This is a genomic window from Pseudoalteromonas sp. S3178 (assembly GCF_005886985.1).
GTDB classification, from domain to species: domain Bacteria; phylum Pseudomonadota; class Gammaproteobacteria; order Enterobacterales; family Alteromonadaceae; genus Pseudoalteromonas; species Pseudoalteromonas carrageenovora.
On the sequence record NZ_PNCW01000006.1, the window covers coordinates 11,526 to 26,166 of the forward strand.

Below are 14,641 nucleotides of genomic sequence, written 5' to 3' on the forward strand. Positions count from 1 at the left end.
CCCATACACAGCGATAAAATGCTAGTTACACTGACCTTGCACTATATCGCTGATTGATTGCCAAATACGAGCTGGCAATAACGTTTTAAGGTGCATGTAAGTTTCACAAAGTTGCGTACTACCCACTAAACCGTTTTCACCTTCTGTTATTAAAAACTCACCGCGTAAGTTATCAATAAAGCCAACTAACACTTTTTTGTCAAAAAACTCAGGTGTTTTAATTCCATGAAGAGTCCCTAAGCGCTCTGCAAGTACTTGGCTTTCACGTTCAAGTTCAGCCTTTTCAATACCATTGCTAGTTTGGATAAAGCCAATAACAATAGCGTAGCGTTGCAGCGTAAAGCTAAGTGCTCTGCCTAGCATTTCTAGTTTAGCTAAACAGTCATTTGTGTTGGTGATGTGAATATTATCACCATCAATTTCTATTAAGTTTTGATCTGCAAAGTTAGCTAAAATGCGTGTAATGTAGTTTTCATCCAGCTCTTGCAAGTACCACTCTTTAGCAAATAAAGGGTAAAACGCTTTTACTAATTGCTCACATTGTCCAATGGTTGTGGTGTGTTGCTTAAATAAGTGCAGTGCAAGTAAGCTAGGCACCGCAAACAAGTGTAAAATGTTATTACGATAGTAGTTGAACAAGATTTTTTCTTTTTCGCTAATCGCAATAATTTCACCAAACTCATCGCTAATCACTTCAAACTTATTAAGCTTTAAAGCATGCGTTAATAGCTGCTCCGGCGATTCATCTGGTGCGGTTACTTTTTCGCTATAGCTGGCATCGCGTTGTAGGCGTAAATAAAAATCTAGCTGAGCTAAAAGCTTTGGTTTACTCAGTGCATGTTTGTCGTTAACTAGTAATATCATTGCTAGCAAGTTAACGGCATTAAGTGCAGCTGCACTATTTATTTTAACCATTACCTGATCGGCAAGGGCGGCTACTTGTGGACCTAACCATTGCGGTTTTTGCACGTCGGTTGGATGAATGGCATCGCGCCAATCTGGTTGGTTATCGTTTAAATATTGGTTTATAGAAATTGGGTCGCCAAAGTTTAAGTAACCACGGCCGTAGTTTTTAAGGTTTTTAATGGCTTTAAAAATACCAAAAATAGACTCACCTTTTTTGTCTTTACCGGCAAGCTCTTTAAGGTAAGTATTTATTTCCATTACGTGCTCGTAGCCTATGTATACCGGCACAATAGAAACAGGGCGGTCTATTCCACGTAACATAGCTTGTAGAGTCATAGCGAGCATGCCTGTTTTTGGCGGTAGTAGTCGCCCAGTTCGGCTGCGTCCGCCTTCAGTGTAAAACTTAACTGAGTAACCTTTAATAAATAGCTGACTTAAATATTCTTTAAATACCGCTGAATATAGTTTGTTACCTGCAAACGAACGGCGGATAAAAAATGCTCCCGAGCGGCGAAAAATACCACCGGCAGGGAAAAAGTTAAGATTAATACCCGCTGCAATGTGAGGTGGCACTAAGCCTTGATGATAAATCGCATAAGTAAGAAGCAGATAATCCATGTGGCTTCGGTGGCACGGCATATAAATAATTTCGTGGCCTTTATTGGTTAGCTCGTGGATTTGCTCTGTGTATTTTACGTCAATACCGTTATATAGCTTGTTCCATAACCATGTTAAAAAGCGCTCAGCCACACGTATCATTGCTTCAGAGTAATTAGCGGCTATTTCATCAAGTAACTTAAGTGCATTTTGGCGCGCTTCTGTTTGGCTTATATTTTTTGATTTAGCTTCATCTTGAATGGCTTTTTTTATTGTTGCTGAAGCAAGAAGAGAGTTAAATAATTGCTCGCGAGAAGGCATTTTAGGACCTGTAGCCGCAAGCTTTTGGCGCTTAAAATGTACGCGTGCAACACGCAGTAGTTTATGTGGCAGCTCACTTACGTCAGCTTTTTCATTAACTAATAATGATAAATCGAGCGGTTGGCTAAATCTAATAAAGTTATCTCGTCCAGAAAACAACACGACAAAAAACTTTCTAAACCAACTTGGTGTAAGTGAGTGTGTTATTAATGTACGCAGACCTGGTTTTTCTTTGCCGGGATCGCGCCCCCATAAAATAGTAACGGGCACTACCTGTACATTCTTTTGCCCACTATTTAATAAGTGCTCAACAATCTCTTTGCCTTGTGCAAGCGCATTGGTTGGTTTTGCTTCGTCACCAAATAATGGCGGTGGATTTTTAATGCCAATAAAACGATCGAGCTGTTTATTACCTAACACCTGCTCTTCGGTTGGACTAGGTAAACCATGCTTTTTACACACACGTGCAAGTGCCGCTAAATCAAAACGTGAATTTAGTCGCACTATATAAAATGTAGGATATTGAGGATTTAGCTCATACTGCTCAATCGGGTTCTCAGGAAGCACTTTGCTTTTAACTAGTAAGCGGCTAACTCCAGCAGAAAGAACATTTAAACAATAATTAAAAATACGCATCGCCTCACCATATTGAGAGTATTAAAAGCAAAATAAGCCCATAGGATACCATAATATCTGTTAAATCCGTTATTTTGCGTAATTGGTTATGAGCTAATAATTGACCGCATGCGGCAGTATAGGTTCAAGTATAGTTATTTATTATCTAGTAGATAACGGGCTGTAGCTTATTTAATCGAATACTCGGTTTTAAATCTTTTCTAATTAGTTGTTGCATTTATCACCAATATCACTATAATACGCAGGCTTTCAAAATTCCCCCGGGAACTTGAAAGGATAAATTAAGCTTGGATTTCAAGCTAATAAACAGGAGTTCCGATTTGGAACTCAACGTAGATATAGATTAACAACCGGCATCTTAATTATTAAGATTGTTTCGGTCGTTTTTTTATGCTCTTTAAATGCTCTTTATATTGAGGTTTAAGAATGTCAAATCAACGCATTCGTATTCGCCTAAAAGCTTTTGACCACCGTTTGATTGACCAATCAACGGCGGAAATCGTGGAAACTGCGAAACGCACTGGCGCACAAGTACGTGGTCCAATTCCACTACCTACACGCTTTGAACGTTTTACTGTACTTACATCACCGCACGTTAATAAAGACGCGCGTGATCAGTACGAGATCCGCACCCATAAACGTCTGATCGACATCGTAGAACCAACTGACAAGACTGTAGACGCTCTAATGCGTTTAGACCTTGCTGCTGGTGTTGATGTTCAAATCAGCCTGGGTTAATCGAAAGATTAGAGAGGTTATAGGAAAATGGCATTAGGTCTAGTCGGTCGTAAAGTGGGTATGACACGTATCTTCACTGAAGATGGTGTATCTATCCCTGTGACAGTTATTGAAGCGACTCCTAACCGCATTGCTCAGATCAAATCTGACGCAACAGACGGTTATAACGCGCTTCAAGTAACCGCAGGCACTAAAAAAGCAAGCCGTGTAAACAAAGCTTCAGCGGGTCATTTCGCTAAAGCTGGTGTTGAAGCGGGTCGCGGTCTGTGGGAATTCCGCCTAAATGGTGGTGAAGGCGATTTTGAAGTAGGCGCAGAGCTTACTGTTGAATTATTCAACGAAATCAACAAAGTTGACGTAACCGGTACTTCTAAAGGTAAAGGTTTCCAAGGTGGTGTTAAGCGCTGGAATTTCAGCATGCAAGACGCTACACATGGTAACTCTCTATCTCACCGTGCTCCTGGTTCAATCGGTCAAAACCAATCACCTGGTAAGGTGTTTAAAGGTAAGAAAATGGCCGGTCATATGGGTGCTGAGCGTGTAACGACTCAAAACTTAGAACTAGTTCGCGTTGACGCTGAGCGTAACTTGCTATTAGTTAAAGGTGCTGTACCTGGAGCTATCGGCGGTGACGTTATCGTTAAACCAGCTGTTAAAGCATAAGTCCTGGAGATTTAGTGATGGAATTAGCAATTAAAGACGCTTCTGGCGCTCTTGAAGTTTCTGAAGCTACTTTTGGACGTGAGTTTAACGAAGCATTAGTACATCAAGTAGTTGTTGCATACGCAGCAGGTGCTCGTCAAGGTACTCGTGCTCAGAAGACACGTTCTGAAGTAAGCGGTGGTGGTAAAAAACCATGGGCTCAAAAAGGTACTGGCCGTGCACGTGCTGGTACAATCCGTAGTCCAATTTGGCGTTCAGGTGGCGTTAGCTTCGCAGCTAAACCACAAGACCACAGCCAAAAAGTAAACCGTAAAATGTACCGCGGTGCGATCAAAAGCATCTTATCTGAATTAGTTCGTCAAGAGCGTTTAATCGTTGTTGAAAGCTTTGGTTTAGAAGCACCAAAGACAAAAGAATTAGTTTCTAAGCTTAAAGAACTTGAGCTTAAAGATGTTCTTATCGTGACTGAAGAAGTAGATGAAAATCTTTTCTTATCGGCACGTAACCTTTATAAGGTTGACACGCGTGATGTAGCTGGTATCGACCCTGTAAGCTTAATTGCTTTCGACAAGGTACTTATTACAGCCGCTGCTGTTAAGCAACTTGAGGAGGCGCTAGCATGATCCGTGAAGAACGTCTTTTAAAAGTGATCCTTGCTCCACATATCTCTGAAAAAAGCACAATTGCTGCTGAAGAAAACAACACGATTGTTTTTAAAGTAGTAAATGACGCAACTAAAGCTGAAGTTAAAGCAGCAGTTGAGAAGCTTTTTGAAGTAGAAGTAACGGGTGTTCGCACACTTAACGTTAAGGGTAAAACAAAACGTACTGGCGCACGTTTCGGTCGTCGTAGCGACTGGAAAAAAGCTTACGTTACTCTTAAAGAAGGCAGCGAGCTAGACTTTGTCGGCGGCGCCGAGTAATAAGGGGATAGAATTATGGCACTTCAAAAGTGTAAGCCTACTTCTGCGGGCCGTCGTCACCTAGTTAAAGTGGTTAACCCAGATTTACATAAGGGTAAGCCATACGCACCACTTTTAGAGAAAAACTCTAAATCAGGTGGTCGTAATAACAATGGTCGTATTACGGTTCGTCATATCGGTGGTGGTCATAAGCAGCATTACCGTTTAATCGATTTTAAACGTACTAAAGATGGCATTCCAGCCACTGTTGAGCGTTTAGAATATGATCCAAATCGTAGCGCAAACATCGCTCTTGTATTATATGCAGACGGTGAGCGTCGTTACATTATCGCACCTAAAGGCTTAAAAGCTGGTGATGCAATCCAGTCTGGTGTTGATGCACCAATCAAACCTGGTAATGCATTACCTATGCGCAATATGCCTGTAGGTTCGACTGTTCACAACGTAGAATTAAAACCAGGTAAAGGTGCTCAAATCGCACGTTCTGCTGGTGCATACGTTCAAATCCTTGCTCGTGATGGTCAATATGTAACATTACGTCTTCGTTCAGGCGAAGTTCGTAAAGTTGAATCTGATTGTCGTGCGACTCTAGGTGAAGTAGGCAATGCTGAGCATATGCTTCGTTCACTTGGTAAAGCAGGTGCAAATCGCTGGCGTGGTATTCGTCCGACAGTTCGTGGTGTTGCCATGAACCCGGTTGATCACCCACACGGTGGTGGTGAAGGTCGTACATCTGGTGGTCGTCATCCTGTGTCTCCATGGGGTAAACCGACTAAGGGTGCGAAGACGCGTAAGAACAAGCGTACGGATAAATTTATAGTACGTCGTCGTACTAAGTAATATTGAGGAATAGCCATGCCACGCTCTCTCAAGAAGGGTCCTTTTATAGACCTACACTTGCTGAAGAAGGTAGAGAAAGCTTTGGAAAGCGGTGAAAAGAAGCCAATTAAAACTTGGAGCCGTCGTTCAATGATCATACCTAACATGATCGGATTGACCATTGCTGTCCATAATGGTCGCCAGCACGTGCCAGTTTTCGTTTCTGACGAAATGATTGGTCACAAACTAGGTGAATTTGCACCAACTCGCACTTACCGTGGCCATGCTGCGGATAAGAAAGCGAAGAAACGATAAGAGGGGAAGATAAATGCAAGCATTAGCTAAACATAAATTCGCCTCTGGTTCGGCGCAAAAAGCTCGTCTAGTTGCAGACCAAATTCGCGGACTACCTGTAGACCGCGCATTAGAAATCCTGGCGTACAGCCCTAAAAAAGCGGCTGTATTAGTTAAGAAAGTACTTGAGTCTGCTATTGCTAACGCAGAGCATAACGAAGGTGCTGACATTGATGAGCTTCGTGTAACTACGATTTTTGTGGACGATGGTCCAACAATGAAACGTATTATGCCACGTGCTAAAGGACGCGCAGACCGCATCCTTAAGCGTACAAGCCACATCACTGTTGTGGTTTCAGATAGCTAGGAGTATAAGTAATGGGACAAAAAGTTCATCCTACTGGTATTCGCCTAGGTATATCTAAACCTTGGGTTTCTACCTGGTACGCGAGTTCAAAAGATTTCTCTGATCAGCTTTTTGGCGATCACAAAGTACGTAAATTCCTTACTAAGGAATTAAAAGCGGCTTCTGTGTCTAAAATCGTTATTGAGCGCCCAGCTAAATCTATCCGTGTAACAATTCATACGGCTCGTCCGGGTGTTGTTATCGGTAAAAAAGGCGAAGACGTAGAAAAATTACGTCAAGCGGTAACTAAGATTGCTGGTGTACCTGCTCAGATTAATATTTCTGAAGTACGTAAACCAGAACTTGATGCACAACTAGTAGCAGACGGCATTGCCTCTCAACTAGAGCGTCGTGTTATGTTCCGTCGCGCTATGAAGCGTTCGGTACAAAATGCAATGCGCATCGGTTCTAAAGGGATCAAAGTTGAAGTTAGCGGTCGTCTTGGCGGCGCAGAAATCGCACGTTCAGAATGGTATCGTGAAGGTCGTGTACCTCTACATACTCTTCGTGCTGATATCGACTACGCAACTTCTGAAGCCTTAACCACTTATGGTATCATTGGTGTTAAAGTTTGGATCTTCAAAGGCGAAGTTATTGGTGGTTTACCACTAGTACAAGAGCAAGAGAAGCCAGCTAAACGCGCACCAAAGAAAGCCAAGAAAAGTGCTAAGTAGAGGTAGCGAGTAATGTTACAGCCAAAACGTACAAAATTCCGTAAAATGCACAAAGGCCGCAACCGCGGTTTAGCGCAAAACGGTAACAAAGTAAGCTTCGGTACTTTCGGTTTGAAAGCTACTGGTCGTGGCCGCATGACTGCTCGTCAAATCGAAGCAGCTCGTCGTGCTATGACGCGTCACGTGAAACGTCAAGGTAAAATCTGGATCCGTGTCTTCCCTGACAAGCCGATCACAGAAAAACCTCTTGAAGTTCGTATGGGTAAAGGTAAAGGTTCTGTTGAATATTGGGTTGCTGAAATTCAGCCTGGTAAAGTACTTTACGAAATGGAAGGTGTTTCAGAAGAGCTTGCTCGTGAAGCGTTTGACCTTGCAGCTCGTAAACTGCCATTCAAAACAACTTTCGTAACTCGGACGGTAATGTGATGAAAGCAAGCGAACTAAAAGATAAAAGCGTAGAAGAGCTTAATGCTGAACTTCTAGGACTTCTTCGTGAGCAATTTAATATGCGCATGCAAGCAAGCACTGGTCAGTTAGCTCAGACACACACGCTAAGAACAGTACGTCGCGATATCGCGCGTGTAAAAACAATTATTAACCAGAAGGCAGGTCAATAATGAGCGATAAAATTCGTACTCTTCAAGGCCGTGTAGTAAGCGACAAGATGGAAAAATCTTTCACTATCGCTATCGCACGTTACGTGAAGCACCCAATCTATGGGAAATTCATTAAACGTACAACTAAGCTACACGTACATGACGAAAACAACACAGCAAAAGCGGGTGACGTAGTTACTATCCGTGAATGTGCACCAATTTCTAAGAATAAATCTTGGACTTTAGTAGACGTTGTTTCTAGTCCAAAACAAGCTTAATTTTTAATTAAGTTAGTTTTGTAAAAAAGCCCCGGCATTAGCTGGGGCTTTTTTGTTTGTGAATAGCTGTCAGCCGCTCGCAGTGCATTTAAGCCCCGTAGCTTGGGTTGAGTATTGCGAAACCCGAGGAGAAAAGAGCACCGAGAATACATAGGAGTAGGTATATATCATGAGAAAAGAGCGATACGAATACGCTGGCATTATTCATACATTAATAAAAACCTTTCGTTGTACCAATTGAAACTCCACGCATTGAACTAAATCTGTATTTAAACACTCATAAAGCAAACTGTTCACAGGGAGTTCACGGTGTTTAAAAATAACTATAAGACATGGGGCATTTCTATTGGCTTACATGTCGTCATTATTTATTCAGTCTCAAGGCAAACGGTAGAGGTTCAACAACCTGAAAAGGTGACAGTCATGCAAGCCTACGTCATGGTTGACCTTGCAGCAGTGCCAGATATTAACAGTAGTACGCAACCTGCCTTTGCAGCAACAGCCTTTGAAAGTGAGGCAAAGCTTAGTGAGGTCGAGCAATCCACAGAACAACCAGAAGCTAAGCTGCGTAAACATGACGCTAAGTCGCATGTTGATGAGCCTGCAATTATTAGTAAAACAAGCCCCCAGACAAAACCATCATCAAACTCAGCAAAGGTTGAGCCCCCATCGGTTCAAGTTGCGGCTGATAAGCACAAAGTAGGCGTTGATCAGCAAGGTGCAGAGCAGCCATTTAAAAAGCTTAATCCATACGCACCGATACCTCTAATTACACCGCCAAATGAAGTGCGCAACTCATTTGACTACCCACACTCAGCAATACCGCAAAGCGCTGATGATAAGTTGCGGCTAACAGTGCCTAAAGAACATACATCTAGCTTTCAATCAGATGTAGTGTGGCAAAGTGCTGATGGCAGTCAGCGAATGGAGATGTATAAAGGTATGTGCTATAAAATTGATTTCAATGGAGTGATGGGGAAAGTGGGTCTACCACAAGGGTCGCCAAGGCCATGCAAAGATAACGATGGTATTTTATTCGATAAAATAATGGATAAGTGGAACAGTAAAAAACCACTTAAATAGCAGGATCATAATTTACGAAGTTTATGCCTTTTTGAAAATATACCAGTAATAATAGATATTAAGATACATACTGCGGAGCTTACAATTAGAAAGCGGTTTTCGATCCTACTGACTTGTCTTTCGCCTACAATTTGGTAAGTAACATCACCTTCAATATACCGCTCACCTTGATATTGCTGACTTACATTAAACGCTAAAAAATCATCTAGTTTTGCCTGATAGGTAAAGTAGGTTTCTGGATAAAAAATCTCGTAGTGGGCACAAAGCCAAACGGTAATAGCCAAAATAAACATCAAACTACACATTATCGCTAACTTAGGAGTTTGTGCTGCCTTTATGGGAGAAGCCGGTAAATATTCATTAAAGCTGATGCCATAACAGCTACTTAATTTTTCAAGTACTTCGAGAGATGGTATGAACTGCCCATTTTCAAGTTTTGATAGATATGATTGTTGAATTCCAATTTCGCGTGCAGCAAAAGCTTGAGTCCATTTTTTATCTGATCTTAGGCGCTTTAACTCCATTCCTAACGCTTGCATAAACCTTGCTCTTATTATTAGTAAACAATTTTATTATCGCTAAAAATTGTATTTATAAATACCCTAATAAGTAATATTCACACCTATTAATACAAAGAATATTATGAATATTAATAGCTTATATATTAAATTGCGCAATTTCAGTTATGCTCAACCCTACCACCACTAAGGAGCTATAAAATGTTAAACAAATATACTTGCGCTATTTTAGTGCTTATGGGAGCGTTTTTTTACACGAATGCTAGTTATGCTGAGCCTGTTTTTGCAATTAAAGCCAGTATTTATAAACTTAAAAACCAAGTTACCGTTGATAGCAAAATTGAAGAAACCCTAAAAAGCTTAAGCCCTATCCATCAACCCCAGTTACTTACTTTGTTGGACAAAAGTGCGCTGATAGAAATTGGTGATGAGAAGAAGTTAACAGCGCTAGAGGTAAAACCAAATAAAGATGGCAGCTACTTTAATGCCAGTATGAAACTTAAAGAGCAAGTTGATGGGAAGTGGCAATCTATCTCTTCTTTTATGCCGCGGATCCCAAACGGTCAAACAGTGTATTTAAGCCGAACTTTTACAGATAAGGTTTGGCTTATTAAAATTACAGGTAAACGCTACGAGTCGTTAGAGTTAGGACAGCAGGCACTAAGTAATAATAGCTGGTAGATAAGCATACTTACGTTGAGTTGGAGGCTCGTTTGCTGCAATAAAAGTTTCATATTACTTATTTGGAAAATACAAATATGCGCGCTAGTATGCTCCAATAAATGTACATGGAAAGTAGCATGACCAGGCAGTTAGTTTTAATTATAGGTAATGGCCCAGTAGAAGACGATATCAGTAAATCGATAAACAGCTTTGATAGAGTGGTGCGTTTTAATATGTGTGCAAACATGCCAGAACACTTAGGTCTTAAATGTACTGATTTATGGTTAGTCGGAAGGGGTAAGCAAGGTTTAAAATTTACCACGGCATTTCCAGCTATAGATATAAAGCGGCTGCAAAATATCATGATCACCGACCCTAAACCTAATTTATTTACTCAAACCTTTTACAAGCTAATTCAGCGTAAGGGCTGTATTGATCATGGTAATAAAATAACGCTCAAATATAGTGAACATGCAAATGTAGAGCGAATTCCTCAGCACGAAAAAAATGCTTTTTTAAAACATTTACATACTTTTGGCAAACCCGCTTTTAAACCAAAAGCGCCAAGCTCTGGGGTATTAGCTATTGAGTACTTTTTAAAGCAACAAGCACAAGTGTATATTATCGGCTTTGGTTTTAAGGGGTGGAAACGCCACCCCTGGAATTTAGAAAAGCTGTATGTGGAGTCACTTATTGCTGAGCAAAAAGTACAGGTATTAAAAAGCCCCAGTCAGTGCTGAGGCTAAAACCTTCTAAACTATTTACTACCAAATCATGTCTACAAATTCAGGGTGGTCGATATACGGATTACGATTCCCTTGAAACTCATAAGCGGCTTGGTTGCGGTCAAGCTCCATTTGGCTAACAGGGTCTGCGTTATGCCAATTAAGCAGCATGGTTACAACCCAACTCTCGAATACTTGATTGCTTGTACCATTAAGTACTGCATTACTTGCAGTTGTGTTATTTTGCCACGAGCCTATTACGTTCTCGTAGCGCGTAGCCATATAAAAATAAGCACGCGCAAAGTCACCCTTAAACTCATCTATTGGCTCAAATACAGTACCAGAGTAGTTTAGTGAACTTGTTGCTGTGCCTACCTTGCTACCGTTAGTTGATGTAAATGATGCACTAGCTACTTCACCAAATGGATAGTTACTACGTTTTGAGTTTACATAACCGTCAGTTGCGTAAATGTGGTGTACGTCTGAATTCATTGGCTCATTTGTGCCGCCAAACCAGCTTTTAGGGAACGAATGCTCACGGTTATAGCAATTACCTTCTCCACTATAATTACCACACTGATCGCTTACAGCAGTGTATGTGTAACTATCGCTGCCGTTAGGCTTTTCACTGTACATATCTAAAATGCTGTTATCGTTTTCAAAGTATTTATCGCGTGCTGATGAATCGTAAAAATTCCAAATAGCAGAGTAACCTTGCGAGCTGTGGTTGTTGATAATGTTGTAAAGCTCAGTTTTTAAAGCATAACCGGATAGCCCTTGAGTTGTAACATAGTATCCCGTAGGCGTTGGGTTTGTTCCATCGCCATCACCGGAGCCATCGCCTAAAGTAAATGAAGTGCTGTCGGTACTGTTAAAGCTTGCACCATTTGCAAGCTCTGTAGAGCCTTGAGTAAGCGTATAGCTACCATTACCAACATTACAACACATGCCGTCGCCGTAGCTGTCACTTACAACAAGTGTATATGCGCCATCAGTTAAGCACAGTTGTTCATTGTATTGGGTGTTTGATGCATAACCACTGCCATTAGCAACGCTGCTACCTTGGCCATTATTAACCGCCCAGCTGGTTTCGCTACCGTAGTTATCTGTATTCAACGTTAAAGTGAGGCTATTGTCGTTGCAACTAGTTGAGGAGCCGCCATCGGTATTAGGTAAAAAGTTGTCGATATAAACGGTTTCACTACCATCAAAGCCGCTTACATCATAAAAGCGGAGCCCTACATTAATTGTTTTATTACTGCTTGGCGTATAGCTATGGCTTATAGTTTGCCATTGATTCATTTGTGCTTGGTTTGAATAGCCTTGATAACCATCTATATACAAGCGTGCTTTAACTTTACCTTCGGTGTGGTAAACATCCACAGAAAATTCATATGTTTTACCTGCTTCAACACTGATTTGTTGTAGTAGATCGGTATTGCTTTGCGAAGCTGTCGTTACATTTATAGCTGCGGCGCTAGTACCGCTTTTAACTGTACTGGTAGAGTGCGTTAAGCTGATCCCGCTATCAATGGTGGTCCAAGAGCTAAGTGTATTGCCAGTCCATTGTTCAAAGCCACCATTGGCTACGTTAGCCATAGTGGGTAGGGCTGCTAATAATATAGCGCTGCCTAATAATTTAGTTTTATATTTCCCGTGTAACATGGTTGTTCCTATTTTTATAGTTGAATAAATAACATACACTAACTGCGCTTGGTTACAAAATTGTTAAATTTAAACTTAATGAAATAGCAATAATAAGCCTTTAAGCTGTTTTTGAAGGTCTTTATATAAATTAATAACTAAATGGAATAACAAAGCAGATTCTATTCTTTTTTTATAAACGCATAGCCCGTTATCCTTCACACTTAGAAAACCTCAACAGAGACGCTCTGCAAGAGGGAAGCTCATTTTCAACAATGCTTAAATTGCATTGTGTTTAATTTTTCAGGGTTATGGGGAATAGATTCATGTTGTTAGGTCAACTAAACGCTGCGGCAAGCCCGCTAACGCAAGAGCAAGTACAGAAGCTGCAAGGCTTAGTGGCTGAACTTAATCCAATTCAACAAGCGTGGGTAAGTGGTTACTTAGCCGCTAACGCTAACTCGGCTGCATTAGGTGGCCCAGTTGCAAATACACCTGCTGCAGGCGATGCTGCACCGCTAACTATTTTATATGGTTCTCAAACAGGTAACGCAAAAGGCGTAGCAACTAAGCTAAAAGAGCAAGCCGAGTCGCGTGGACTTGCTGTTAAGTTAGTAAGTATGTCGGATTACAAACCAACAGCCCTGAAAAAAGAAAAGTTTTTAACCATCGTTGTATCTACATACGGTGAAGGCGAGCCGCCAGAAGATGCAGAAACATTACACGAATTTTTAGCCACTAAAAAAGCACCTAAATTAGATGATGTAAAAGTAGCTGTTATAGGTTTGGGTGATTCTAGCTATGAGTTTTTCTGCCAAACAGCAAAAGATTTTGAAGAGCGCTTAAATAAATTGGGTGCGCAAACTATCTATCAACGTGCTGATTTAGACGTAGATTACGATGATGAAGCTGCAACGTGGATTGCAGGCGCAATAGACGCTTTTGAACCAGACTTAAAAGCGCAGCAAGATGCGGCTGGCGGCCAAGTTGTGTCAATGCCATTTGGTGCGCCAACGGCTGCAGCAAGCCAATACACCAAGCAGAATCCGTTTGAAGCAGAGCTTTTAACGGTTCAAAAAATTACTGGCCGCGATTCTACTAAAGACGTACGCCATGTTGAAATTTCGCTTGAAGGTTCTGACATTACCTACACACCAGGTGATTCATTAGGTGTGTACTTTTTAAATGACGATGTATTAGTTGATGAAGTGCTTGAGCTTACTCAAATAGAGGCAACTAGCATTGTAAAAGTAGGCGAAGAAGAGCTAAGCGTACGCAACGCCCTAATTGAGAAGCTAGAGCTAACTCAGTCATACCCAGGGTTTGTAGAAAAATATGCAATTGCCACGGGCACGCCAGAGCTACTTAAGCTAGTTGAAGATAAAGCTGCAATGCGAGCATACATTGAGCCTCGCCAAATATATGATGTAATTCGTCAAAATCCAGCAAAACTTGATGCGCAAACGCTAGTAGATTGCTTACGTAAATTACAAGCGCGTTTATATTCGATTGCCTCTAGTCAAAGTGAGGTAGAAGACGAAGTACATTTAACACTTGGTTTAGTGCAGTTTGATGCATTTGATAGCGAGCACTTAGGCGGCTGTTCTGGTTACTTAACTCGTCGTGCTGAAGAAGGCTGTAAAGTTAAAGTATTTAGCGAACATAATGATAACTTCCGTTTACCAACAGACGACAATACACCAGTGATTATGGTTGGCCCTGGCACCGGTATTGCGCCATTCCGCGCATTTTTACAAGAGCGTGACTCGCGTGAAGCACAAGGTAAAAACTGGCTGTTTTTTGGTAACCCACACTTTACTCAAGACTTTTTATACCAAGTAGAAATTCAAGGTTATTTAAAGTCAGGTTTACTTAATAAAGTAGATGTTGCATTTAGCCGTGACCAAGCAGAAAAAGTATACGTACAAGACAAATTACGCAGTAACAGCAAAGACGTATTTGAATGGCTAGAAGCGGGTGCGCACTTATATATTTGTGGCGATGCAAACCGCATGGCAAAAGATGTACACAATGCACTTGTTGATATTGTTAAAGAAAACACAGGCAAGAGCAATGAAGACGCAGAGCAATATTTAAAAGACTTACGTAGCGCTAACCGCTATCAGAAAGACGTGTATTAATCACGTTTCTTATTTTA

The 14,641-nt window shown here is 41.2% G+C and carries 18 protein-coding genes; 15 read left to right on the top strand and 3 right to left on the bottom strand.

Annotated features, from left to right (window positions below; translation table 11 throughout):
* Window positions 1-21: 21 nt before the first annotated feature.
* The gene (gene plsB / locus CWC11_RS01270) at window positions 22-2,460 is read right to left on the bottom strand and encodes a glycerol-3-phosphate 1-O-acyltransferase PlsB (RefSeq protein ID WP_138681271.1); all 2,439 of its coding nucleotides are present in this window, start codon (window positions 2,458-2,460) and stop codon (window positions 22-24) included.
* A gap of 426 nt (window positions 2,461-2,886) precedes the next feature.
* On the opposite strand from plsB, the gene rpsJ reads away from it, so the two are divergent.
* The 12 genes from rpsJ (at window position 2,887) to CWC11_RS01330 (ending at window position 8,933) form a co-directional block, all read left to right on the top strand.
* The gene (rpsJ, locus tag CWC11_RS01275; protein WP_002957900.1) at window positions 2,887-3,198 is read left to right on the top strand and encodes a 30S ribosomal protein S10; all 312 of its coding nucleotides are present in this window, start codon (window positions 2,887-2,889) and stop codon (window positions 3,196-3,198) included.
* Between the two features lie 27 nt (window positions 3,199-3,225).
* Window positions 3,226-3,861 carry a 50S ribosomal protein L3 gene (gene rplC / locus CWC11_RS01280; protein ID WP_016709048.1) on the top strand — a complete coding sequence of 212 codons (636 nt, stop codon included), beginning with the start codon at window positions 3,226-3,228 and terminating at the stop codon, window positions 3,859-3,861.
* Between the two features lie 17 nt (window positions 3,862-3,878).
* Window positions 3,879-4,484, top strand: a complete 606-nt coding sequence (gene rplD, locus CWC11_RS01285) for a 50S ribosomal protein L4 (RefSeq protein WP_004588686.1) — start codon at window positions 3,879-3,881, stop codon at window positions 4,482-4,484.
* Window positions 4,481-4,783: a 50S ribosomal protein L23 gene (gene rplW, locus CWC11_RS01290; protein WP_054206127.1), complete on the top strand. Its 303-nt coding sequence runs from the start codon at window positions 4,481-4,483 to the stop codon at window positions 4,781-4,783. The genes rplD and rplW overlap by 4 nt, the downstream gene beginning before the upstream one ends.
* A 15-nt stretch (window positions 4,784-4,798) precedes the next feature.
* Window positions 4,799-5,623, top strand: a complete 825-nt coding sequence (gene rplB / locus CWC11_RS01295) for a 50S ribosomal protein L2 (RefSeq protein ID WP_007376192.1) — start codon at window positions 4,799-4,801, stop codon at window positions 5,621-5,623.
* Between the two features lie 15 nt (window positions 5,624-5,638).
* The gene (rpsS, locus tag CWC11_RS01300) at window positions 5,639-5,917 is read left to right on the top strand and encodes a 30S ribosomal protein S19 (RefSeq protein ID WP_004588689.1); all 279 of its coding nucleotides are present in this window, start codon (window positions 5,639-5,641) and stop codon (window positions 5,915-5,917) included.
* A gap of 13 nt (window positions 5,918-5,930) precedes the next feature.
* On the top strand, window positions 5,931-6,263 hold the full coding sequence (gene rplV, locus CWC11_RS01305) for a 50S ribosomal protein L22 (protein WP_004588690.1): 333 nt from the start codon (window positions 5,931-5,933) through the stop codon (window positions 6,261-6,263).
* Window positions 6,264-6,274: 11 nt separating this feature from the next.
* Window positions 6,275-6,976, top strand: a complete 702-nt coding sequence (rpsC, locus tag CWC11_RS01310) for a 30S ribosomal protein S3 (RefSeq protein WP_058549201.1) — start codon at window positions 6,275-6,277, stop codon at window positions 6,974-6,976.
* Between the two features lie 12 nt (window positions 6,977-6,988).
* Entirely contained in the window at window positions 6,989-7,402 is a 414-nt protein-coding gene (gene rplP / locus CWC11_RS01315; RefSeq protein WP_002957890.1) for a 50S ribosomal protein L16, read from the top strand.
* The gene (gene rpmC / locus CWC11_RS01320) at window positions 7,402-7,593 is read left to right on the top strand and encodes a 50S ribosomal protein L29 (RefSeq protein ID WP_054206130.1); all 192 of its coding nucleotides are present in this window, start codon (window positions 7,402-7,404) and stop codon (window positions 7,591-7,593) included. The genes rplP and rpmC overlap by 1 nt, the downstream gene beginning before the upstream one ends.
* On the top strand, window positions 7,593-7,850 hold the full coding sequence (gene rpsQ, locus CWC11_RS01325; protein WP_006791355.1) for a 30S ribosomal protein S17: 258 nt from the start codon (window positions 7,593-7,595) through the stop codon (window positions 7,848-7,850). Before rpmC ends, rpsQ begins: the two co-directional genes overlap by 1 nt.
* 309 nt (window positions 7,851-8,159) lie before the next feature.
* Window positions 8,160-8,933 (top strand): hypothetical protein, encoded by a 774-nt coding sequence (locus CWC11_RS01330; RefSeq protein WP_138681272.1) that lies wholly within the window; start codon window positions 8,160-8,162, stop codon window positions 8,931-8,933.
* A gap of 5 nt (window positions 8,934-8,938) precedes the next feature.
* Here the strand turns inward: CWC11_RS01330 and CWC11_RS01335 are convergent, their stop codons facing one another.
* Complete coding sequence (locus tag CWC11_RS01335; protein WP_138681273.1) at window positions 8,939-9,472, bottom strand: helix-turn-helix domain-containing protein; 534 nt, start codon at window positions 9,470-9,472, stop codon at window positions 8,939-8,941.
* A gap of 180 nt (window positions 9,473-9,652) precedes the next feature.
* Between CWC11_RS01335 and CWC11_RS01340 the strand changes: the two genes are divergently transcribed.
* Window positions 9,653-10,132, top strand: a complete 480-nt coding sequence (locus CWC11_RS01340; protein ID WP_138681274.1) for a hypothetical protein — start codon at window positions 9,653-9,655, stop codon at window positions 10,130-10,132.
* A 119-nt stretch (window positions 10,133-10,251) separates the two neighbouring features.
* Window positions 10,252-10,854, top strand: a complete 603-nt coding sequence (locus tag CWC11_RS01345) for a hypothetical protein (protein ID WP_138681275.1) — start codon at window positions 10,252-10,254, stop codon at window positions 10,852-10,854.
* A 24-nt stretch (window positions 10,855-10,878) separates the two neighbouring features.
* Here the strand turns inward: CWC11_RS01345 and CWC11_RS01350 are convergent, their stop codons facing one another.
* Complete coding sequence (locus CWC11_RS01350; protein ID WP_138681276.1) at window positions 10,879-12,504, bottom strand: endonuclease; 1,626 nt, start codon at window positions 12,502-12,504, stop codon at window positions 10,879-10,881.
* A gap of 305 nt (window positions 12,505-12,809) precedes the next feature.
* On the opposite strand from CWC11_RS01350, the gene CWC11_RS01355 reads away from it, so the two are divergent.
* Window positions 12,810-14,624, top strand: coding sequence for an assimilatory sulfite reductase (NADPH) flavoprotein subunit (locus CWC11_RS01355; RefSeq protein WP_138681277.1), 1,815 nt, complete (start codon window positions 12,810-12,812; stop codon window positions 14,622-14,624).
* The last annotated feature ends 17 nt before the right edge of the window (window positions 14,625-14,641 follow it).

What these genes read in the sequence shown, in the direction of transcription:
- rplW (WP_054206127.1), top strand. Translation starts at nt 4,481, where the DNA reads ATGATCCGTGAAGAACGTCTTTTAAAAGTGATCCTTGCTCCACATATC.
- rplV (WP_004588690.1), top strand. Translation starts at nt 5,931, where the DNA reads ATGCAAGCATTAGCTAAACATAAATTCGCCTCTGGTTCGGCGCAAAAA.
- rpmC (WP_054206130.1), top strand. Translation starts at nt 7,402, where the DNA reads ATGAAAGCAAGCGAACTAAAAGATAAAAGCGTAGAAGAGCTTAATGCT.
- rpsQ (WP_006791355.1), top strand. Translation starts at nt 7,593, where the DNA reads ATGAGCGATAAAATTCGTACTCTTCAAGGCCGTGTAGTAAGCGACAAG.
- CWC11_RS01345 (WP_138681275.1), top strand. Translation starts at nt 10,252, where the DNA reads ATGACCAGGCAGTTAGTTTTAATTATAGGTAATGGCCCAGTAGAAGAC.
- CWC11_RS01340 (WP_138681274.1), top strand. Translation starts at nt 9,653, where the DNA reads ATGTTAAACAAATATACTTGCGCTATTTTAGTGCTTATGGGAGCGTTT.
- rplD (WP_004588686.1), top strand. Translation starts at nt 3,879, where the DNA reads ATGGAATTAGCAATTAAAGACGCTTCTGGCGCTCTTGAAGTTTCTGAA.
- rpsJ (WP_002957900.1), top strand. Translation starts at nt 2,887, where the DNA reads ATGTCAAATCAACGCATTCGTATTCGCCTAAAAGCTTTTGACCACCGT.
- CWC11_RS01350 (WP_138681276.1), bottom strand. Translation starts at nt 12,504, where the DNA reads ATGTTACACGGGAAATATAAAACTAAATTATTAGGCAGCGCTATATTA.
- rplP (WP_002957890.1), top strand. Translation starts at nt 6,989, where the DNA reads ATGTTACAGCCAAAACGTACAAAATTCCGTAAAATGCACAAAGGCCGC.
- plsB (WP_138681271.1), bottom strand. Translation starts at nt 2,460, where the DNA reads ATGCGTATTTTTAATTATTGTTTAAATGTTCTTTCTGCTGGAGTTAGC.
- rplB (WP_007376192.1), top strand. Translation starts at nt 4,799, where the DNA reads ATGGCACTTCAAAAGTGTAAGCCTACTTCTGCGGGCCGTCGTCACCTA.
- rplC (WP_016709048.1), top strand. Translation starts at nt 3,226, where the DNA reads ATGGCATTAGGTCTAGTCGGTCGTAAAGTGGGTATGACACGTATCTTC.
- rpsC (WP_058549201.1), top strand. Translation starts at nt 6,275, where the DNA reads ATGGGACAAAAAGTTCATCCTACTGGTATTCGCCTAGGTATATCTAAA.
- CWC11_RS01355 (WP_138681277.1), top strand. Translation starts at nt 12,810, where the DNA reads ATGTTGTTAGGTCAACTAAACGCTGCGGCAAGCCCGCTAACGCAAGAG.
- rpsS (WP_004588689.1), top strand. Translation starts at nt 5,639, where the DNA reads ATGCCACGCTCTCTCAAGAAGGGTCCTTTTATAGACCTACACTTGCTG.
- CWC11_RS01335 (WP_138681273.1), bottom strand. Translation starts at nt 9,472, where the DNA reads ATGCAAGCGTTAGGAATGGAGTTAAAGCGCCTAAGATCAGATAAAAAA.